Source organism: Paenibacillus sinopodophylli (genome assembly GCF_005930355.1).
Classification (GTDB): domain Bacteria; phylum Bacillota; class Bacilli; order Paenibacillales; family Paenibacillaceae; genus Pristimantibacillus; species Pristimantibacillus sinopodophylli.
Window position 1 is genome coordinate 79489 of the sequence record NZ_VDBO01000004.1, and the last position, 19035, is coordinate 98523.

Genomic DNA, 19035 nt, shown 5'->3' on the forward strand with positions numbered 1-19035 from the left:
TTTTATCTCGTTCCTATGCGTCCCATATTTTCATTGCTCATCTCAACATGCTCCCTATTATCATAACTTCGATCTTACAAATAGCCAAATCCTATAGCATATAATGGGCATCAGCCTAGGCTCGCTCATAGGAAAGAGAGATAGCTGGTATGCTATCCCTGCTGGTGCCTTCGGCCATTTCATGACTAATTGACCATGACAGGCTCCTATTCCTTCCGTTGCTCCAATCCTACTCTTTGCCCTCGAACATTAGTCTTATCGGGCAATACGTTTGAAATGAGGCTTAAAACAAGCTTCCCCTCTTCAAACTGAAGAGTACCGGTGAAGGCAAATGGCGTTTCCGTAAATCTTATCGTAATCAGAAGCGTATCCTGCTGTTCCCAAGTGAAGCTGGCAAAGACTCTTTTGTCCCCATCTAGAATGAGCCTTGTGCTTCCCTCGTTCCAGCTGCTTCTGCCAAGGATAAGGGTAAAGTTCTCCTCAGCCTTGACCACGACAACGGCCGCATGATGATCTTCGAAGCTCACGGCAATGCTCTTCCATTGATGCTTATTCTCTTCCAGCGTGTATGTCTCTCCGGAGATATTGGCTTCCAGAGACGATTCCTGCTGCAACTGCGGTGGTTGCAGGGTCAGGCTCTGCAGCTTCGCCGCAAGCCCAGCTTGCACATCATGATCTAGTGAGAGAGGAGACGACTCCATGGCAGGCAGCAGATGCTCCCAAACCATATCGAGTACACCTTGCAGCTCGTTGGTGCCGCCTGTCATGACGAGCACCGCATCCTGCTCCGGCATCACCACACAGTATTGGCCGAACGCGCCATCTCCACGGTACACACCATGACGGCAGCGCCAGAACTGGTAGCCGTAGCCTTGAGCCCAATCACTGGCTCCGCCGTCTCCATTGGCTATTTGCTTGGAGGTTGCTTCTGCTACCCATTCCTCCTGCAAAATACGCTGGCCGTTCCACTCGCCTTTCTGCAAATACAGCTGTCCGAACTTCGCAATATCCTCAGTTGTAATACTTAACCCCCAGCCGCCCACATGTATGCCGCGCGGACAGGATTCCCAAGTAGCCCCATCAATGCCAAGCGGCTCAAGCAGACGCGGCTGCAAATAGGACAGCAAAGATTGCCCGGTCACCTTCTGGAGTATCGCTGACAGCATATACGTAGCTCCGCTGTTATATACAAAATGTGTACCTGGCTCATGCTCGACGGGGGCTTGGAGAAACGCCTGAACCCAATTCCCGTCTTCGCTCTCTACCATCCCGTTTGTTGTATCTTGATCATGCCCGGTTCCCATCATTAGCAAATGGCGAATACGCATGGCAGACAAATTTGGCTCTAACTCATTCGGCACCTCACTTGGGAAGAACGAGACGACCGCATCGTCCAATGAAAGCTTCCCTTCTGCAGCAGCGAAACCGATCGCGGATGAAGTGAAGCTTTTGCTAAGCGAGAACAGCATATGCGGAACTTCTGATGCATAAGGCTTCCACCAGCCCTCGGATACTACCACGCCATGCCTAAGCAGCATCATGCTATGCAGCTCCAATTGCCGTTCTTGAATCCCATTTAAAAATGCGATAATTGCTTCTGAACGAATTCCTTGTGCTTCAGGCTGACTGCGAGGTAATCGTTGGTTCGTCTTTTCCATTGCTTCATTCCCCCTTTGTACGACTAAGATACTTCATATGTAAATAAATGACAAGATATTATGTTAGCGCTATCATATTTGCTTAAAAAACTAGATCATGTTAGCCCCTTCTAGTCGTTTCTCCATTATTCTTCTTTAATCAATGTTTGGAAGGAAGCTAGGCTTAGCTTATTCAGCTTCTGATGAAATGCTGCTGTTTCCAAATAATCGTGATCATCATAATGTACGGTGTCTTGGTCGTCTATTCTGAACTTGCCTTGAAAAAGCCCGGAGATGACAAAAGCTTCATCCGTTATAATTGGCCCTTCATACTGATTCATGAACAGAACGAACCGATCATTTCCCTTCACCGCTTTCAATGCTTCAAATCCAAAAAGGTTGATGACTTTGCCGTTATAGCCCGCATCCCCTTTGATTACCTCTTTTACTTCTACTTCTGTTAATGTGAACGTTCCGCCCGCATATTCTGGTATTTGTTCGAAAGCACCCTTCAGCCTTACTTCTGCAATGAACGCTTAATCATCCTTTAATGCATCAAACGATGAATAAACAACTGCCAAATCCATTGAAGGCTCCGTCTGTTCCGCTTCGCTAATCGCGCATCCGCTCAAAACGGTAATGAGTAATATACAAATAACAATACTCCGACATAAGCTGCTCATCTGAATACCTCCTCCGAATAATGGGCTCAGTCATCTATAGACGATTTCCAGCGATCATATGTTACATGAAGCGCCTTAGACCTACAATTTCATTATCTTGCTTATTCATTATCCAATCCGTACATACGTTACTTTCACGGTTATACTATTAGGGGAGGTGAGGTAAAATGAATGAGCTCGGGCTTCTGGAGAAATGGCATGCCGTTCTTTACAACGACGAGTCCTACAATGGAAGGTTTTTTTATGCGGTCAAAACAACGGGTATCTATTGCAGGCCTTCCTGCAAATCCAGACCGCCCAACATAGAGAACATCACTTACTTCGATTCCGCCGAACAAGCAGTGTCAGCAGGCTTCCGTCCTTGCAAGCGCTGCAAGCCTAGTGGTGTGAAGCTTCCCGTCGAAGAATGGATCGCAGCTGCAGCTGAATATATTGATCGCAACTATATGCATCCTTTAACTTTGGCGCTGCTTGCTGAGATTGTTCATGGCAGCCCCTATCATCTTCACCGAACCTTCAGAAGAGTCAAGCAGCTCACCCCTGTAGCTTATATTCAACAGGTTCGAATAGAGGCAGCCAAGCGGCTGCTGGTTTACTCGGAGCATAGTGTTTCGGAGATTGGCATACGCATCGGATTGCCTAATACGCCATATTTCATCACCCTTTTCAAAAAGAAAACCGGACATACACCAGCAAGCTATCGCAAGAAAAATACTAGTACGAATGGAGGCCTAACAGAATAATGAACCAACCTGCTTCACAACAGCTCTATTGGTCGCTACTCCAGTATGACGATATGGATATTCACCTTGCAGCCACTTCAAAAGGGCTTTGTTTCGTCGGTTCACCAGGCCAATCATTAGCGGAGCTTGAAAAAGCTATGCACAAACGATTTCCTATCGGTGAATGGGTTCATAACGACGACATGCTCGAACCGTACAAGAAAGAGCTTATTGCTTACTGGCAAGGTACGCGTATAAGCTTCACCATACCGTTGGACTATGCGGGAACAGCCTTTCAGCTCGCGATATGGGATACGCTCTGCCATATTCCTTACGGCCAAACGTTATCCTATTCGGACATTGCTCAAGCGATTGCACGTCCCACCGCCTCAAGAGCAGTCGGAGCAGCAATTGGTGCCAATCCCCTTCTCATCGCTATTCCGTGTCACCGGGTAATTGGGAAGCGCGGGGCCTTGACCGGCTACAGAGGCGGCATTCCCATGAAAATGAGGCTGTTGGACTTGGAAGGGCGAGCGGACTAATACTGCATCATGCGTAACCTACACTCGTTTCTTCCGTTTCATACTGCGTATGCTGTTTTTCGTTTCTGGATCTATGCGGTATGATTCGGTTATTTTGGATAAAGCCTTATTATAGGTGAAATCGTCAAGCTTATTGTCCTCCAAGTAAGCTTGTGTTTGTTCCGGCAGCTTAATATAACAAATAGAAACCGCCCACGCTACCGCCATTTGGACGTAATAGCTGCTGCGGTCAGTCTGATCAAGCAGCTCAAATAGGTGATGAATATAAACTTCTTCTATGAAATAAGTAAGCAGCATGACAACGCCGAAGCGTATTTCGTACGTTTTGGTCGAAGCGAGATACGGCTGAATAAAGTCCCATACCGCAGCCTTATTGTTTTTGGTCATTTTGAGTCCGATACAGAAGCTGTCGCATACCGACCAATTATCTATTTTGGGAACAAAATCGGCAATTCGTCGTAAAAGCTCATTGGGCTCCGCTTTAATTAAGCCGATGACCATCCCCTCCAGCATGATTTCCTCAAAATAATCGCTCTCGGCATGATGGAGGTAATCTCTCCAATCACCTTTCGCAATCGGTTTAGCTAGATTACGTAGCTCAGGAAGACGAACTCCAAGTATATTCGTTACGTTCGGTATTAATGCAGAAGTAAACTTCCGATAATCTTCTTCCGCGAGCGCATGCAGCTGTTCCTTTATGTGATAGGCCATCATTTCACTCCTCTTCGTTATTCAAAGGATAATCTCCACAAATAAATAGATGCCACCGACCCATGCGGCGAATATCGATGGCAATAAGCATTGAATTGCTCGCAGCTTTGAATCGTTTCGGCCTGCTGCTCTGCTAGGTTGGCCGGCGTTATCGCACCAAGCCGTTCCTGCATCCGCTCCCAGATCGTATGCGCAGCCTTCGCCGAAATTAGCTGACCGACAATAGCATGGATAAGCACGGTGAACAGATCGGGCATGATGACGCGCTCGACCTTGCCTAGACGCTGAATCGCTTCGCCCAGCACAGGGTCTGCATGAGACAAGAAATCGGTTTCTGCTTGTCCAAAATCAGAATACTTCGTTGTGATCGTAGGCATATCGCATGCCAAATCCATGACCTCAGGAATGGATATCACGAATCGTATGCCCCTTATAAAATGATCCTCTGAGTCTAACATGCTCGTAAGGCAGCAGCGGGTTCGCGATACGTCGAAGCATGAGCTCAGCGGCCCGCTCTCCTGCTTCCCTTACAAGCAGAAGAGGTCTTGTCATACCGGGAAAATAGGTATGTTCCTCATTTTCCATCCCGACAAGCGAGAAATGCTCTGGAATATTAAATTCGAGAAAGGCTGCGGCGATATAAACCCATTCAGCCACGCCTGGAATTGCACCAATGACAGCCGTATATTGGCCAGAGTTTAGCCGTTCACGCAGCAAAGACATCCATACAGTACGATCTGCTGTTGTCATGGTAAGATGCTTGTCCGAATTGGCCAAGCCAATCAAGCCCAGCCGCTCCGCCGCCGCTTCGAAAGCCTGCCATCTTAAGCGAAAGCCACGCTGCGGCTCGATTTCACCAACGTACAGAATTTGACGATGACCTGAGCGGTACAGTTCCTCCATCGTCCGATGAATCGCGTATTCTACATCCCAAATTACGCTGTCTACCTCAGCCAGAACGGAAGGGAAATTTAAGAGCACCTTGGGCATATTCAGCTTTAAGAGTGTCGCTTCCATCCACGCCGGTATGGCTGCAGTCAGAAACAGGCCATCCGCAAAAGACAAACCGTTCTGTTCCAGCCACTCAGACAGTTCCAATTCATTCGTCAGGGTGGCTGGCACCAGCAGGGGATATAAGGAGTGTCCGAGCTCATTCAACCGAAGCTGTACACCTTCAAGCTGCATGCGATGAAAGAGTGACTCCCCGATCAGCAGCATGGCAAATCGCCGCGGATTCGTGTTCGCCCATGATATGCGCTCCGCGAACATGCCCGATTCCTGCTCCTTCGTCCGGTAGCCATGCTTGCGTGCACAATCCGCTACTGCTTTACGCGTCGCTTCGGACATGCCCGGCAAACCTCGCAGCGCTTTCGAAACGGTATGAATCGTTAAGCCAAGCTCCTCTGCAATCGTATGCAGGGTGACGGTTTTTTTTCGCGGCATAGAAGCGCCTCCTCGAGAGTTATGCTGCGTTAATTGTAACAAAAATGAAACTATAAAATACGATCATTTTCTCCTAGACTGAAAGCAACGGATACAGCCTGAACCGCACAATGCATCTTCAGATCAAATATGAGAGGGGAAATACTACATGTTGAACAAAGAAGTCACGATGCAGCGAATCGTTCCCATACACACTTCAGCCGATGTTATTGTCGTAGGAGGAGGTCCCGCCGGTACAGCAGCCGCTATTAGCGCTGCGCGCTGCGGAAGCAAAACGATTCTGCTTGAGCATTCCGGTCAATTAGGAGGCATGGGTACGCTTGGTAATGTAAGTATCTTCATGGGCGTAGGCAATGTAACGGGGATTTATCGCGAAATGATCGCGGAATTCTTGCCAGCAGCACTTCCGAGCTCCCATCATGAGTCGATTTGGCCGCAATATTCGCCTTTTGAGCTGCGCCATTATTTGAATCGGAAGCTGGAGAATGAAGGCATTGACGTCTATTATCACACCAGCTTCATATCGCCAATTATGTCAGGCAAGAAGTTGACTGGCGTCATCGCCAATACACGCGAAGGGCTCCGCGCTTTCGAAGGCCGTGTCATCATTGACTGTACAGGTGATGCTAGAGTTGCCGCTGAGGCAGGTGTGCCCATACACTCGGGGCGCAGTGAAGATGGCTTAACGCAGCCGATGACATTGATGTTCATGATGCAGGATACTGGTAAGCCTGTAACTCCTTATCTACCTGAGGACTGCTATAACTATGAATCCGTCGAGGAATTGCCGCAAGGCCGTCTTCTGCATTGGAGCCATATGGGCGATGGCACGCTGCTGGTGAACATGACTAGAGTTAGAGGCAATGGTGCCAGAATCGAGGATATTAACTATGCAGAGAAGGAATCGCTGAGGCAGGTGTTCTCCGTAGCTAATTACTTGCAGCGTACCGAACATCCGAATCATATATTGTCCCATGTGCCCGGTCAGGTTGGTGTACGAGAGACCAACCAGATCGAGGGCCGCTATACACTGACAGAGGATGATTTGACGAGTGGTCGCCGCTTCGAGGATGTAGTCGCACAGACCAACTATGAAATCGATATTCATAATCCAACCGGTGGAGCGAACACGGATGAACGGAAGCTGGAGGGTTACGACATCCCCTATCGCTGCATGCTTCCTGAGCATGTGGAAGGCTTAATTGTCGCTGGCCGCAGCATATCCGCATCCCATGTCGCTATGTCCTCCATGCGCGTTCAAGCGACCTGCTATGCGCTCGGTCAAGCAGCGGGCATTGCTGCCACTATTGCCATCAGCGATAATGTACCAGTTGCTGACATCTCAATTCCGCAGCTTCATGAGAAGCTTGCTGTACAAGGTGTTGTTTTTATTTAGTGGTTAGCTTGTGCTAGCCTTAATACAAATTAGAGCCCCGAGGCATCTCTTTGAAATAGAGGATGGCTGTGGGGCTATATCTATTAATTAAGTCGCGCTATTGTTGTACCCTATCCACTTCACAAGCATAAAGCATTTTGCTCGTTTGATAGTTGATGATCCAATATCCGCTTATGATTTGTAGTCAATTGTGAGAAAGCCTTCTTGCCAATGATTGCGATCCACCTCATAGCTAATAATATAAAATCCATCCAAATAGTCCCGAAATCCTATTTTCTTCTTATACATCTCAATGACCTGTTCTGCCTTCTCCCGTGTTGAATAAATGCCAATCAATTTCGGTTCCTCGTTTAAGTCGACTTCATAGGTGTGATGTACCAAATATACAAAGTCCATATCGCTCTCCTCACTTTCATACATATCACAGTTACTTTCCTATTAACCTTTTGGAAGTGTGAAAATTATATTCAGAGGATCTCTTCCATCGAAAAGCGCTTGATACAGATTTAAAACTTTTATTGAATGTAAATCTATAGATTCATCATGAATGAGCATACCCAACTCTTCAAATATTGTCCCTTCTCTCTCATCAATGATATTTTGTTTAATTAACCTTAATGCACTGCCCTTATGACTAAAAGGCCAATCGACATGCGCTCCTTCATAATCAAATACAAAATCTATGGAGCTTACCCTTTGGTATTTACTAATAAAAGGATGTAGAATAACTAAAAATTGCGTGAAAATATAAGAACGCTCCCTTATCTTTTGTGCGTCATCCACCTCCGCTTGAAGTTCAGTTAATTCAGAAGGCAGTTCCCCCCATGAATGAAAGTTTATGAAGGTTAACAATGAAACGGCGTATGATTTATCCTGAAACATGGCGATCCGAACAAACACATCCCTACTACTTAAGCCTGAAGCAATCATTCCCCTTAAACATATCGCCGCATTTTTTATCGTGGTAGCGTGTCGTTCCACTAGAAGAATGTAATCATGAAAAAGCTCGTTTAACATATTGTTCTCTGCATTACCGTAAGTCGCTTCCACAATAGTCTCAATTATCAATGCCTTGCTACACTCTTCGTTTGTTTTTGGTAACACTTCTTCCAACAGATGATCGATAAATTCTACGTCATAAATATCCAATAAGGATGAATAATCCTTCAAACCACGTAAAAAGGCCATAAAGGTTTCAAACTCCGGCGAGCCTTCATTACTTTGAGTTAAGTATTTAAATATGGAGTTGATTCCTTTTGATTTATCTTCCATAACGATCTCCTTTTAGCTAATATACTTTAAATAGAAGGCCATGCACACTTCGCATGACCTCCTCAGATCTAAATAAATTTGTAACTCAATGCCAAATTGCTACATTCCATTGTATACCATTACTTGTTTGCTTATAGAGTACACGTACTGTATTACTAGCTCCACCGGTTGTACCTACGTAAACAGAATTCCATCCAGCATAATTACCAGAAGAAGCACGATTTTCAAGAGCATGATCTCCCCTTGCTTGTAAACTTGCAAGTGCAGCCGTATTTCCATTCTTTGCATCGACAATGTCATTCAATATTTGATTAGCTATTTTCTTTTCATCTTTAGTCAAGTCGCGTGACTTTGAACTTGCTCCGTCTTTCGCTTTAACAATATCATTCAAAGCAGACCTCGGATTTCCACCACCTTTTTTAATACCCAATAATTGATTTGGAGAAGGATTTATATCGCAGTTATGTACCCAAATCCCAAGATTAGATACAAAGTACGAATTAAAATCCTCAACCTCAAAATTGTAAACAGTTGCTTCTCGTGGCTCTTTTTCAATCTTGTCTATTGCCAGTTTAGTACCGTCACTTGAAACAAGCAAGTCGCCAACTTTCAGTTCTTTAACAAACGTCCATCCCTTACCATCCAACCAAAACGGATGCTCACCCGTAACCTCGATGATTTCATTCCCGATGTGGACATAGTAGATTTCATCAGCCTGCTTCTGGAACAGCCCCACGACTTCCTTGTATGCTACTTCTCCGGTTTCGTCAGATTTAGCGAGAACCTTATTGCTTCATAAATTCAGTACGGTTAAGCGTTACTCGTCAGGAGGATAAGCATAGCAATTCGAGTGAAGTTACGCCAATTGTTAGAGCAGAAAGGAATATCTCAACGGGAACTGGCAAGATTAACAGGGTTACGAGCAAGCACAATCAACCATCTTTGTTCTGACAATGTTGACAGGGTTTACTTAGAGACATTGGAACTCGTTTGTAAAACACTCAACGTCAGAATTGAAGAACTGATAGAAATTGATTGAGCAAGCATACCGCCCACGGCGACATTAGAATCTCTCCATTCATGTAAAGAGTTATATGCCATCTCACCAATCCCCTCTCCCCCGAAATCGCAGACCGCCAACGGCGTGTCTGCTGTTTCTTTTTCAAGTGATTCTTAGCTTGATTCTTCTTTATTGAGTATTGTTAATGATTATTATTAGTGAGACTCTCTGACGGTTGGCAACAGACTTTATGTCTGCCTTTCAGACTCTCAGTCTTGCATAACCGACTCTGCGTCAAATCCGTGGACACTTTGTCTACAGCCCCAGTTTTCTTGTCATCAACAGACTGTATGGCGGTTGTCAGGACAGAGAGTCTGATGAGAGAACAGACTCGTCATTATTGTCCGTTCTCATCGGGCGGAAATCGCTTGCCAAACTCGATTCTCAGGAATTGAGCATAGCTGTCCAGTATTTCCTTTTCGGCAAACTTCTCAAATGGCAGTCGTCGTACATTGAGTTTTTGAAGTTGAGCGATAAATGCCTTGTACTCCTCACTCTTGATGACTTCCTGAACCCACAAAGTCAGTTCCCTTTCATTAACCTGCTTTCGAACACTGCCAATAAACTCATGCGTTTTCTCGCTTATCAGCAATAACGGATGGCAGTGAAGATAGTTCGGCAAGTAGTAGGTATTGTTCTTCCCCTGACTGACAAGAATCAGCTTCTTATCAGCCAACTCCTTGATGTGGCGTTCTATCGTCTTGGAACTACTCCCGACATTTCGGGCAATCATCTCATGGGTCGGGTAACACTGAGCCTTGTCGCTCATATAAGCGATAAGGTCAACCAGTATCAACTTCTCGTACTGGCTTAAGCCGTAACAACGATGGATTTTATGTGGTACTTTGGTAAATCCCTTGTGAAGAGACGTGAACTCGCTTTCTTGACTTACCTTGTCCATTTACTCGTTAGCCGCTTGGCGGTTTTGAATCAAAACGAAATCATTAGTCCTTGTTGTCATATAAATCCCTGCCTTCTGCGTATTTGATTACACTGCCACACGGCGGCTATGAAGTCAGGAAGGCGGCTAGCCTTAAACGCATCCTTACCTGTATATGTCAACTACTCGTCAGCAGATTTCTTTCTTACGATGTAACAATCGCTGTAAAGGCCAGTTCAGTTGCGATCAGAATCAAAATACTTCAAGTTTGCCACCCCTACTATTAATTGTCGTGCTATCCATATAAGAAGATGCGACTTCTGACCTTCTCACCCTTTCTATCGGGATAGGGTATTCTACAGTTGCGAGACATATTGAAAAAACGTGAGAAAACGAAGATAACAAAAAACAGGTCAATCATGGTGGTATCTGACCATAATCAACCTGTTTTACGTAACGGAATAGTGATATTTAGGTTATAAAATTAAAGTAATTGATGTGCGTACAACCGAAATGGAGAAATCTTCATACGGGTACTACATTGATTATATGTGTTATTGGTTGAATGATAGGTTCATTCGACACTGGGTAGCCTCCACCAATAATAATTTAACTAATAGTTGTATTTCCACATGCAAAAGGTTACTTTGAAACATCTGCTAGATAAACATTAACCTTTCCCATCTAGCCATTTGTTTGTATAGTACTTATTGGAGTTTATGCGAAGTTCATTGCGATAGTCTACTATGCTCCCTTTATTAATAGACCTATAAGAATTTATGTCCGAAGTTCCATCATCTTCCCACTTGCAATATGGGCAAATATCATAACCTGCTCCTTCAAACGCACCATAAAGTTCTGTTAAAGTTTTAAACCCACAACAAGGACAAGAATATAACTCTTCTACCTCACCAATGACTTCTACTTGATATCCAGAAATAGCATGAACTATTTCTGCTAAATAACCATTACTAACACCTTGAAAATCAACTTCTACCTCATTTTGTTCCTTATTAATGATTGACGTTTCTTCTTCCAAATACTCGGATAAATCTATCTCTTTTCCTATTATGTTACGTACTGATTCAATTATTTTAAACGCATTTTCTCTAGTTATATTATTCATCTTATTAGCCCCTGTTCTTTTAATGTCTGAATCACCATATCACCAGGACGACCATCCCATTTATAAAAAGATTTAATTCTACCTCCTTTCTCTGTTCCAACAAATATAGATTGAGTGGATGGCTCATATCTATATACATATCCATTCGTAGTCGTCTGTACAATACTATCAGAATTTCTAGTGCCAAATTCATAAGCCATATCAGAGTATTCTTTAGATGATTTTGCTCCAAACTCCGTACTACCATGTTTGTCAAAATGTGCTTTTAATTTTCCCTTATTCCATAAATCAGCATTCTTCGCTGTTGGTTGCCACACGGAATTACCCGCACCCTTAACAGCACAATTATGCACCCAAACACCAAGATTGGACACAAAATAAGAATGGAAATCCACAACCTCAAAATTATAAACCGTTGCATCACGTGGCTCTTCTTCAATCTTATCTATTGCCAGTTTAGTACCGTCACTTGAAACAAGCAAATCGCCAACTTTCAGGTCTTTGACGAACGTCCATCCTTTGCTATCGAGCCAAAACGGATGTTCAGCAGTAGCTTCTATAACTTCATCACCGACGTGAACCTTATAGATTTCGTCAGCTTGTTTTTGGAACAGCCCACGACCTCTTTATATGCCACTTCTCCGGTTTCGTCAGACTTAGCGAGAACCTTCTCCCCTACCTCGATTTCCTCGATAGGTTTCTCCCCTTCGTCTGTCATAACCTTAGTACCCGCTGTAAAGCAATTACAAGATATTTTTCCAATTTCTTCATCAGTTTGTTTAACTTAGGAGCAAATTTCAATACTGTTGCTAATGCCCCGCCTGGGCCTGGTACTGCAACAGATTGCAAAATGTCTCCCAGTTTCACACCAAATTTCTTAACTTCAGCATCTGTTGGATTTTTTGTGAAGATGTACTTAATATTATTGAGCACACACTTATATGGCTCAAACGTGGACTTCGCTACTCTAGATGCGAGTTGCCCTATCGTTATTTTATCATTAATATTCCCTACTGATTTCGCAATTTCAACAGCCAGTTCATCGAATTGACCATAAACAACAAAAACAACCGTCCCTATAACCAAGGAAGGCTGCTTTGTCTGATAAAAATATCCTCATACCCATTCTAACAACTCAATAAAATGAATCTCTAACTGCTTTTATCTTCGCAGGATAATCCGTTATCACGCCCGATACCTTCGCTTGAAACAATGAAATGCCATCCGTTTCACGATTAATCGTATACGGATAAACCCGCAGTCCCTGCCGGATCGCTTCCTCAATGTCCTCGGCTCCCAACCACTCATAGTGAGGATGCAAGGAATATACCTCTACCCCCGATGATGCGGCCATTAGCGAATGGCTTTGGAAGTTTGCCGAATACAATAGGCCGATTCGTAGTTCAGGTGTCCGCTTCTTGAGCTTAACCAATGTTTTATGCTCGAAAGAAGAGACAACTACTTGCTCAAGCCGGTCGTATTGAACCACAAGCTCCATTAAACGCTTCTCCAGAAGCTCGCTGTATGGGCATTTCACTTCAATATTAAGAAACGTCTCCGGCTTCAGAACGGAGAATACTTCTTCTAATAGTGGAAGCTTCTCTGCTTGAAATTTAGAATGAAACCAGCTGCCCGCATCCAGCTTTCTCAATTCTGGAACGGTCAGATCTTCAATCCTGCCTGTTCCGTTAGTCGTTCGATCTACAGTCGGATCATGGCACACGATGATTTCACCATCGGCTGACAGGTGAATATCAAGTTCCATCCCTTCGGCACCTTGCTCCTCGGCTAATTGAAAGGCGGCCATTGTGTTTTCCGGCGCTTCTCCAGATGCGCCTCGATGCGCGATAATGATTGTTTTTTGATTCATGCCTGACCTATTCCTTGCATACGCGGCGGATAATGAGTCATAATGCCATCGACGCCGAGCTCAATTAGCTTCTGAACACCTGCCTCTTCATCCGTTTCACCTACGGACCAAGCGATAATTTCAATCCCTTCCCTATGGCAAGCTTGAACCATATCTTCGGTAATCGCACTTGAATAAGGATGGATTTGCTTGGCATGAAGCTGCTTTAGATATTCCGCTGGCTTGTATAGCTGATCAACTGTCGTTACAGCTGCAAACGACACATCCGGATATTGCTGGCTTAGCTCATAAATATAATGATGGCTGAAGCTTGAAATGCTGCATTGACGCTCCAATCCGTGCTCCATAATCAATTCAGCAATCGCTTCTCCCATGCCTGGATATAAGGCAGCCGTTCCCTTCATCTCCACGATAATGGAGCAACCTGTTTCCTTTGCCAATGCCAGAAGCTCTTCCAGCTTCGGAATCGACTGAAAGCCTATTGCTTCTGCCTTTTCCGACTGTCTTGGCTGTGATACAAACAACTGAACAACAGCAGCCGTCTCAGGATTCATATACGAATGGGAAGCATTATATTGACTTAGGTCTTCATATGTGAAGTCCCTTATCTTCCCTGTTCCGTTTGTTGTACGGTCGATATGCTCGTCATGACAGAGGACAATGACATTATCCCTCGTGAAATGGGCATCCACCTCAATTCCGTCTGCACCTGCTTCTAGTGCTTTTCGATAAGCCAGCATCGTGTTTTCAGGATAGATTCCGCTATAGCCCATCGCTGCAATATTTTTAGTTCGAAACATTGTGAGCCTCCCTATCTCTTATTTGCCCATGCTCGTATTATAATCTTTCAGTGATTTGCCAACCTGAGCCGAGAATTTATCTACCGCTTGTTGTGGTGTCTGAACACCAGCAATGACAGCATCCATATTTTCCTCGAAGCTGAGACGAGCCTCTGGCATTACCCCAAATACAGCACCCTGCGTGTAGAAATTGTTCGGATAAGCAGATTCCTGCTCTAGTGCAACTTGAATAGCCGGGTTGCTTTCCAGATACGTTTTCACTTCCGCCAGCTCATACGATTTTTTGTTAATCGCGATATCTCCTGTTTTCAACGTCCATTTCGCCTGTACCTCAGGTGAAGCCATGTACTGCATGAAGTCCCATGAAGCTTTTTTCTTAGCCTCATCTTTATGATCGATTAACCAGAATGATGCACCGGCTAGTAAAGAACCGCCTTTTTCGGTTTTCTCAAGCATTGGGAAGTAGCCTACGCCAAGCTCGAAAGCACCGTTAATCGCTTGTTTCGCGTAATTGTAATAACCAGAAACAAACGGAAGCATTGCAATCTTGCCTGCAGTAAAGGATTGGTAGCCTGAAGATAAGTTTTTGCCAAAATCAACGACGCTTTCTTTGTCTGTGAATGCTTTCCAGTTCGTGAACACGTTCAGCAATGCCTCATTGGCGTCTGCATCAAGTCCTGTTGCTCTACCAGAACGACCATTATCGCTGTCTACATAGAACTTGCCTTGTCCAGCAATCAACTGCTCCATAAACCAGCCATACACCGCAATCGTCGCGCCATAGCGAGTAACCTTGTCGCCGTCCTTAATCATTAGCTTATCTGCATATTCTGCAAACTCCTTGTATGTGCGAGGAGGCGCATTCGGATCAAGACCAGCCTCTTCAAATGCCGTTTTGTTGTAGAACAATAGCGCTTGTCCATAGTTGAACGGCATAGACCATAATTTGTTATCAATCGTATAGTAGGACCTAGCCATATCATTTAGTTGATTCAAGTCGAAGTTTGATTCCTTAGCGAAGTCCTCAACCGGCAATGCGTAGCCGCTGTCGATCATATAGCGTGTTCCCGCTTCATACATATGCAGCACATCGGGACCGGAGCCGCTTGCCATAGACGATTTGAACTTCGTCAGTGTTTCATCATAAGTGCCTTGAAACTGACTTGTCACATGAACCTTATCTTGAGAATTGTTATAGTCAGCAACAATCTCTTCGAGTGACTTGTAAATTTCGCCAGTAAACGAGTTCCAGAAAACTATTTCAGTCGGTTTTCCATCGCTCACCGGTTCAGCCGTGTCTGTACCTGCATTTGTTTCTGTATTTGAGCCTGTATTGGACTGGTTCGCTACATTCGCGCTATTACCTGAGCAAGCAGCAATCATAAGCAACAAACCTACCGTTATTAATAATGCAATTCCTTTTTTCATCTCATTTATGCTCCTGTCTCATGTAGGGGATTATTAATAAGAACGAATCGTTGTCCATTTCCTCATTACCTTCTAAATTTGCGCTTTATTCATAAGTACCGCGCTCAACAATTCAGGATTGTGCGTGATAATGCCTTGGACACCATAATCCAATAGCTGCTCATTGTACGCTCTTGTATCTGTTCGTCCCATCGACCACACGAATAGCTTAATGCCATTTGCTCTGCAGGACTTAACCGTTACGACGGTATCCTCAGCGCTAATAAAACAATTCTGCAAGGCCGCTGCTCCAAGCTCCTTCGCATATTTGCCAGCCTCGAACAGTTGTCCCACAAACATAATGGAATACAAAATGCTAGGCTCCTTAACACTTAGCTCGTGAATATAAGCATGGTTGAATGAGGAGATATAACAACGCTTTTCTAATCCATGCTGCTTAATAAGTTCACAAACTAGCTCGCCGATTCCGGCATTTGCGCCTTCATGGCTTTTTATTTCGATAATCAATGAAGCTTCGCCCGGTTGCAGCAACGCGAGTACATCCACCAGCCTAGGTATCGGTTGAAACGTTATGGTCGTCAGCGTTTTCGCATCCACAGTTGGCGTGAAGGATAAATGCTCGAAGCCTTTGGAGCGATAGCCCGTCGATTGAAACTCACTGCCGCCCATGAAACGTGAAGCTGCATTAAAGCAGCTTAGCTGCTCGTAGGTGTAATCGCTGATCGCGCCTACGCCGTCAGTCATTCGATCGATGTGATGATCATGGCTTAACACCACTACGCCATCTTTGGTTAGCTGAACGTCTACTTCCAATGTGTCTGCACCTGCTTTGAGCGCTTGTACGATAGCCAGCATCGTATTCTCAGGGTATGCGGCGCTGAAACCCATCGTTGCAATATTTTTAATGGCTGTCATCTTGTCCATCTCCTCTCTCGTCATTCCTTTCATCTATAGAATAAAGCGGAAATCCTACTATTCATCACGCTGCCCTCAGGCATCACCACCCTTCCTCAGCTAAGTAACTTTGATCGTTACCCTTTGACTGCACCTGATGAAAGACCGGATATAAGCTGCTTTTGACCTAAGTAAACCGTAATGACCGTCGGTAGAAACGTTATCGACACTGCTGCCATAATCGGGCCGTAGGTTGTGGAAAACGTGTCACTCATCATCGATATCCCAATTTGAACCGTTCGTTTACTAATATCATTCGTCACGAGCAGCGGCCATAAATAGTCATTCCATGAGAAGATAAAGCCAATAATGGCACAAGAGCTAATCATCGGACGATTGATAGGAACAACGATCTGGCACATAAATCTAAAGTCGGAGCAGCCGTCCATCTGAGCAGCCTCTCTCAGCTCAGAAGGCTGGCGCATAAAGCTTTGCCTCAAATTGAATATGGTGAAGGCTGAGGCTGCCGAAGGAATTATTAATGCCGTGTACGTATCCATCAGATTCAATTGGCTGATGATCGTGAAGTTCGAAAGTACAATGGATTGTGCCGGGATCATCATTGTAGACAGTACCAGGTAAAACAAGATGCTTTTTCCTTTGAAGTGGAAGAAAGTAAAGGCGAATGCTGCTAATACCCCAACAACGAGCTGCAGCAGCGTAATCATTACCGATACAAACACCGAATTTGAGAAAAAACCAAGCAGCGGCACCATCGAGAACGCATCCGTATAATTCGCCAGATGAATCGGATTCGCGAATAATTGAATGCCTTCCTCGTACATTTGTGTCGGTGACATGAGACTGATTAAAAAGGCATAAATGATCGGGAAGGCTACAATGAGACTGACAGCGATATGAATCAAAATCCATATGGATGAACGAAGTTGTTTTCTCATATCAATACGTTACCTTCTTCTCAAAATAAAATTGAACGCGAGTAATCACCACAATAACGAGGAATAGGAAAACAGATTGCGCGTAAGCAAGTCCGTATTGGCTTTTCCTCAAACCATCCATATAAATGCTGTAGCTCAAAATAGTCGTACTATTATAAGGCCCGCCAGCCGTTAAAACATGGATTTGCGCAAACGCCTGGAAGGAGACGATCGCATTGATGATAATGAGAAAAAACAAAGTCGGAGATATGCTTGGCAATGTCACAATGAGCTGTTTCTTCCAATAACCCGCTCCATCGACGTTCGCTGCCTCATACAGGCTGTTGTCTACTCCTTTAATCGCTGCCAGAATAATAATGTAGTTCAGCGAGGCATTCTGCCATACGGTAATCACGATGACTGCTGTCATCGCCCAGCCTGAGGAATTAAGCCAATTCGTATCGGTCCCGAGCACTTGATTCAATAGCCCGTTCATCGGGTGCAGAATGAAGTTGAATACAATGGCAACAGCGGCGGAGGAAACAGCCATCGGCAGTGTATATAACGTTTTGAAAATCGAGCTGCCTCTAACATCCGATTGAGCAAGCAGGGCAAGCAATAACCCGACAATAAGTGAAACGATCATAACTGCCGCAGAAAACTTTAACGTGACCAGAAGCATGGAATAGAATGCCGAAGACGTGAAGATAGAATAATAGTTCTCAAGTCCAATCCATTTCACAAGCTGGCCGGCCGGTGAAGTTAAGCTGAAGCTCAGCAATATGGTCTTGATGAAAGGATAATAAACAAATAGCAACAGCAGCCCTAAGGTGGGAGCAAGATATAGATACGGTTTTAAATACCCGCTATAACGTCCTATTTTTTGTGTGAGCATGGATCATTTACCTCTCATTTCTGGAATGGTCTGTTATTGCCAAAACCTTGCATCTCCGATTGATACATAGTCGGCACCGCTGCCGAGCATCTCCCGAATCTCTTCCTCACTGCGAATTAATCCGCCTACGATGAGAGGCTGCTTGATTCTAGCCTTCACCTCTTTAATCACACGAGGCATTAATCCTGGCATAATCTCCACTTCATCCGGATGCGACTGTCCCACCATCTTAATGGCTGAATCAACGGCAGCCGTATCAATTGCGAATATACGCTGAATGGAGCGGATACCTGCTTTTCTAGCAGCAGCAATCGCGTTTGTTTTCGTTGATATAATGCCATCAATCATGAAGGTATCCGCCAAGTATTGAATCGCTGAATTGTCCCTGCCAATGCCATTAACCATTTCAATATGGACGTACACCTTTTTCCCTGCTTGATGCAGATCACGAACGATTCCAGAGAGCTTGAGGATGTCGCCAGTCATCAGATTCACGCGTTGCACACGGCTTTTCAATACCGCACCGATTTGTTCTGATTTCGTGATCGATGCGATAATGGGTAGTTGATTAATCGTAGATGTTGCCATGTTTACTCCTCCTCAATCTTGATGCTTACCACTGTAAACCTCTTTTGTTCGCGAGATGTCACGCCTATGTTAAAACTCTGCAAGCGTCGCAAAGGACATAACAAAAAACCCAAACGCGGACTCCTGCCAATTGACAGAAATTCGTGTTTG

General features: G+C 44.6%; 24 protein-coding genes and 1 pseudogene. 4 read left to right on the plus strand and 21 right to left on the minus strand.

Features of this window, described 5'->3' with window-relative positions; all coding sequences use genetic code 11:
* Window positions 1-206: 206 nt before the first annotated feature.
* The 3 genes from FGT79_RS17555 to FGT79_RS31255 all read right to left on the minus strand — a co-directional run bounded on the left by FGT79_RS17555 (window position 207) and on the right by FGT79_RS31255 (window position 2320).
* Complete coding sequence (locus FGT79_RS17555; RefSeq protein WP_138754136.1) at window positions 207-1658, minus strand: serine hydrolase domain-containing protein; 1452 nt, start codon at window positions 1656-1658, stop codon at window positions 207-209.
* Between the two features lie 125 nt (window positions 1659-1783).
* Window positions 1784-2017 (minus strand): hypothetical protein, encoded by a 234-nt coding sequence (locus FGT79_RS17560; protein ID WP_138754137.1) that lies wholly within the window; start codon window positions 2015-2017, stop codon window positions 1784-1786.
* A gap of 156 nt (window positions 2018-2173) precedes the next feature.
* The gene (locus FGT79_RS31255; RefSeq protein WP_171056301.1) at window positions 2174-2320 is read right to left on the minus strand and encodes a hypothetical protein; all 147 of its coding nucleotides are present in this window, start codon (window positions 2318-2320) and stop codon (window positions 2174-2176) included.
* 167 nt (window positions 2321-2487) lie between these two features.
* Here FGT79_RS31255 and FGT79_RS17565 point away from each other — a divergent pair, with 167 nt between their 5' ends.
* Together FGT79_RS17565 and FGT79_RS17570 are read left to right on the plus strand one after the other, a co-directional pair.
* Window positions 2488-3063 carry a bifunctional transcriptional activator/DNA repair enzyme AdaA gene (locus FGT79_RS17565; protein WP_138754138.1) on the plus strand — a complete coding sequence of 192 codons (576 nt, stop codon included), beginning with the start codon at window positions 2488-2490 and terminating at the stop codon, window positions 3061-3063.
* Window positions 3063-3584 (plus strand): methylated-DNA--[protein]-cysteine S-methyltransferase, encoded by a 522-nt coding sequence (locus tag FGT79_RS17570; protein WP_138754139.1) that lies wholly within the window; start codon window positions 3063-3065, stop codon window positions 3582-3584. The genes FGT79_RS17565 and FGT79_RS17570 overlap by 1 nt, the downstream gene beginning before the upstream one ends.
* A gap of 18 nt (window positions 3585-3602) precedes the next feature.
* On the opposite strand, the gene FGT79_RS17575 is transcribed toward FGT79_RS17570, so the two are convergent.
* From FGT79_RS17575 to FGT79_RS17585, 3 genes are read right to left on the minus strand one after another with little or no spacing between them, the layout of a single operon-like run.
* A complete protein-coding gene (locus FGT79_RS17575; protein WP_138754415.1) occupies window positions 3603-4295 on the minus strand; it encodes a DNA alkylation repair protein in 693 nt (230 codons plus the stop codon).
* 17 nt (window positions 4296-4312) lie between these two features.
* Window positions 4313-4711: a DNA glycosylase family protein gene (locus tag FGT79_RS17580; protein WP_425465026.1), complete on the minus strand. Its 399-nt coding sequence runs from the start codon at window positions 4709-4711 to the stop codon at window positions 4313-4315.
* Complete coding sequence (locus tag FGT79_RS17585) at window positions 4695-5738, minus strand: substrate-binding domain-containing protein (protein ID WP_138754140.1); 1044 nt, start codon at window positions 5736-5738, stop codon at window positions 4695-4697. Before FGT79_RS17585 ends, FGT79_RS17580 begins: the two co-directional genes overlap by 17 nt.
* Window positions 5739-5886: 148 nt before the next feature.
* On the opposite strand from FGT79_RS17585, the gene FGT79_RS17590 reads away from it, so the two are divergent.
* On the plus strand, window positions 5887-7134 hold the full coding sequence (locus tag FGT79_RS17590) for an FAD-dependent oxidoreductase (protein WP_138754141.1): 1248 nt from the start codon (window positions 5887-5889) through the stop codon (window positions 7132-7134).
* A 171-nt stretch (window positions 7135-7305) separates the two neighbouring features.
* Here the strand turns inward: FGT79_RS17590 and FGT79_RS17595 are convergent, their stop codons facing one another.
* The 3 genes from FGT79_RS17595 to FGT79_RS31955 form a co-directional block, all read right to left on the minus strand.
* The gene (locus FGT79_RS17595; RefSeq protein WP_246096475.1) at window positions 7306-7554 is read right to left on the minus strand and encodes a DUF7336 domain-containing protein; all 249 of its coding nucleotides are present in this window, start codon (window positions 7552-7554) and stop codon (window positions 7306-7308) included.
* Window positions 7555-7572: 18 nt separating this feature from the next.
* Complete coding sequence (locus FGT79_RS17600) at window positions 7573-8406, minus strand: hypothetical protein (protein WP_138754142.1); 834 nt, start codon at window positions 8404-8406, stop codon at window positions 7573-7575.
* 85 nt (window positions 8407-8491) lie between these two features.
* The gene (locus FGT79_RS31955; RefSeq protein WP_246096476.1) at window positions 8492-9142 is read right to left on the minus strand and encodes a polymorphic toxin-type HINT domain-containing protein; all 651 of its coding nucleotides are present in this window, start codon (window positions 9140-9142) and stop codon (window positions 8492-8494) included.
* Window positions 9143-9244: 102 nt separating this feature from the next.
* Here FGT79_RS31955 and FGT79_RS17610 point away from each other — a divergent pair, with 102 nt between their 5' ends.
* A complete protein-coding gene (locus FGT79_RS17610) occupies window positions 9245-9445 on the plus strand; it encodes a helix-turn-helix domain-containing protein (RefSeq protein WP_138754418.1) in 201 nt (66 codons plus the stop codon).
* A 358-nt stretch (window positions 9446-9803) separates the two neighbouring features.
* On the opposite strand, the gene FGT79_RS17615 is transcribed toward FGT79_RS17610, so the two are convergent.
* The 12 genes and pseudogenes from FGT79_RS17615 to FGT79_RS17660 form a co-directional block, all read right to left on the minus strand.
* Window positions 9804-10367: a helix-turn-helix domain-containing protein gene (locus FGT79_RS17615; protein ID WP_246096477.1), complete on the minus strand. Its 564-nt coding sequence runs from the start codon at window positions 10365-10367 to the stop codon at window positions 9804-9806.
* Between the two features lie 772 nt (window positions 10368-11139).
* A pseudogene (locus FGT79_RS32585) lies at window positions 11140-11262 on the minus strand (CPCC family cysteine-rich protein); the annotation flags it as partial.
* Window positions 11263-11468: 206 nt separating this feature from the next.
* Window positions 11469-12086 (minus strand): polymorphic toxin-type HINT domain-containing protein, encoded by a 618-nt coding sequence (locus FGT79_RS32410; RefSeq protein ID WP_342778507.1) that lies wholly within the window; start codon window positions 12084-12086, stop codon window positions 11469-11471.
* Window positions 12029-12190 (minus strand): hypothetical protein, encoded by a 162-nt coding sequence (locus FGT79_RS32415; RefSeq protein WP_342778499.1) that lies wholly within the window; start codon window positions 12188-12190, stop codon window positions 12029-12031. The genes FGT79_RS32410 and FGT79_RS32415 overlap by 58 nt, the downstream gene beginning before the upstream one ends.
* Complete coding sequence (locus tag FGT79_RS32420) at window positions 12187-12558, minus strand: hypothetical protein (protein WP_342778500.1); 372 nt, start codon at window positions 12556-12558, stop codon at window positions 12187-12189. The genes FGT79_RS32415 and FGT79_RS32420 overlap by 4 nt, the downstream gene beginning before the upstream one ends.
* A 49-nt stretch (window positions 12559-12607) precedes the next feature.
* The gene (locus FGT79_RS17630; protein WP_138754144.1) at window positions 12608-13342 is read right to left on the minus strand and encodes a glycerophosphodiester phosphodiesterase; all 735 of its coding nucleotides are present in this window, start codon (window positions 13340-13342) and stop codon (window positions 12608-12610) included.
* Complete coding sequence (locus FGT79_RS17635; protein ID WP_138754145.1) at window positions 13339-14142, minus strand: glycerophosphodiester phosphodiesterase; 804 nt, start codon at window positions 14140-14142, stop codon at window positions 13339-13341. The genes FGT79_RS17630 and FGT79_RS17635 overlap by 4 nt, the downstream gene beginning before the upstream one ends.
* An 18-nt stretch (window positions 14143-14160) precedes the next feature.
* Entirely contained in the window at window positions 14161-15570 is a 1410-nt protein-coding gene (locus FGT79_RS17640; protein ID WP_138754146.1) for an ABC transporter substrate-binding protein, read from the minus strand.
* A gap of 72 nt (window positions 15571-15642) precedes the next feature.
* Window positions 15643-16485 carry a glycerophosphodiester phosphodiesterase gene (locus FGT79_RS17645; RefSeq protein WP_171056302.1) on the minus strand — a complete coding sequence of 281 codons (843 nt, stop codon included), beginning with the start codon at window positions 16483-16485 and terminating at the stop codon, window positions 15643-15645.
* 116 nt (window positions 16486-16601) lie between these two features.
* Window positions 16602-17423 (minus strand): carbohydrate ABC transporter permease, encoded by an 822-nt coding sequence (locus FGT79_RS17650; RefSeq protein ID WP_138754148.1) that lies wholly within the window; start codon window positions 17421-17423, stop codon window positions 16602-16604.
* Window position 17424: 1 nt separating this feature from the next.
* Window positions 17425-18297: a carbohydrate ABC transporter permease gene (locus FGT79_RS17655; RefSeq protein WP_138754149.1), complete on the minus strand. Its 873-nt coding sequence runs from the start codon at window positions 18295-18297 to the stop codon at window positions 17425-17427.
* Between the two features lie 33 nt (window positions 18298-18330).
* A complete protein-coding gene (locus tag FGT79_RS17660; protein WP_138754150.1) occupies window positions 18331-18885 on the minus strand; it encodes a glycerol-3-phosphate responsive antiterminator in 555 nt (184 codons plus the stop codon).
* Window positions 18886-19035 lie beyond the last annotated feature (150 nt).

Excerpts from the sequence above, each read along its gene's own strand:
- FGT79_RS17555 (WP_138754136.1), bottom strand. The coding sequence starts at position 1,658 with ATGGAAAAGACGAACCAACGATTACCTCGCAGTCAGCCTGAAGCACAA.
- FGT79_RS31255 (WP_171056301.1), bottom strand. The coding sequence starts at position 2,320 with ATGAGCAGCTTATGTCGGAGTATTGTTATTTGTATATTACTCATTACC.
- FGT79_RS17565 (WP_138754138.1), top strand. The coding sequence starts at position 2,488 with ATGAATGAGCTCGGGCTTCTGGAGAAATGGCATGCCGTTCTTTACAAC.
- FGT79_RS17570 (WP_138754139.1), top strand. The coding sequence starts at position 3,063 with ATGAACCAACCTGCTTCACAACAGCTCTATTGGTCGCTACTCCAGTAT.
- FGT79_RS17575 (WP_138754415.1), bottom strand. The coding sequence starts at position 4,295 with ATGGCCTATCACATAAAGGAACAGCTGCATGCGCTCGCGGAAGAAGAT.
- FGT79_RS17585 (WP_138754140.1), bottom strand. The coding sequence starts at position 5,738 with ATGCCGCGAAAAAAAACCGTCACCCTGCATACGATTGCAGAGGAGCTT.
- FGT79_RS17590 (WP_138754141.1), top strand. The coding sequence starts at position 5,887 with ATGTTGAACAAAGAAGTCACGATGCAGCGAATCGTTCCCATACACACT.
- FGT79_RS17595 (WP_246096475.1), bottom strand. The coding sequence starts at position 7,554 with ATGTATGAAAGTGAGGAGAGCGATATGGACTTTGTATATTTGGTACAT.
- FGT79_RS17600 (WP_138754142.1), bottom strand. The coding sequence starts at position 8,406 with ATGGAAGATAAATCAAAAGGAATCAACTCCATATTTAAATACTTAACT.
- FGT79_RS17615 (WP_246096477.1), bottom strand. The coding sequence starts at position 10,367 with ATGGACAAGGTAAGTCAAGAAAGCGAGTTCACGTCTCTTCACAAGGGA.
- FGT79_RS32415 (WP_342778499.1), bottom strand. The coding sequence starts at position 12,190 with ATGACAGACGAAGGGGAGAAACCTATCGAGGAAATCGAGGTAGGGGAG.
- FGT79_RS17630 (WP_138754144.1), bottom strand. The coding sequence starts at position 13,342 with ATGAATCAAAAAACAATCATTATCGCGCATCGAGGCGCATCTGGAGAA.
- FGT79_RS17635 (WP_138754145.1), bottom strand. The coding sequence starts at position 14,142 with ATGTTTCGAACTAAAAATATTGCAGCGATGGGCTATAGCGGAATCTAT.
- FGT79_RS17640 (WP_138754146.1), bottom strand. The coding sequence starts at position 15,570 with ATGAAAAAAGGAATTGCATTATTAATAACGGTAGGTTTGTTGCTTATG.
- FGT79_RS17645 (WP_171056302.1), bottom strand. The coding sequence starts at position 16,485 with ATGACAGCCATTAAAAATATTGCAACGATGGGTTTCAGCGCCGCATAC.
- FGT79_RS17650 (WP_138754148.1), bottom strand. The coding sequence starts at position 17,423 with ATGAGAAAACAACTTCGTTCATCCATATGGATTTTGATTCATATCGCT.
- FGT79_RS17655 (WP_138754149.1), bottom strand. The coding sequence starts at position 18,297 with ATGCTCACACAAAAAATAGGACGTTATAGCGGGTATTTAAAACCGTAT.
- FGT79_RS17660 (WP_138754150.1), bottom strand. The coding sequence starts at position 18,885 with ATGGCAACATCTACGATTAATCAACTACCCATTATCGCATCGATCACG.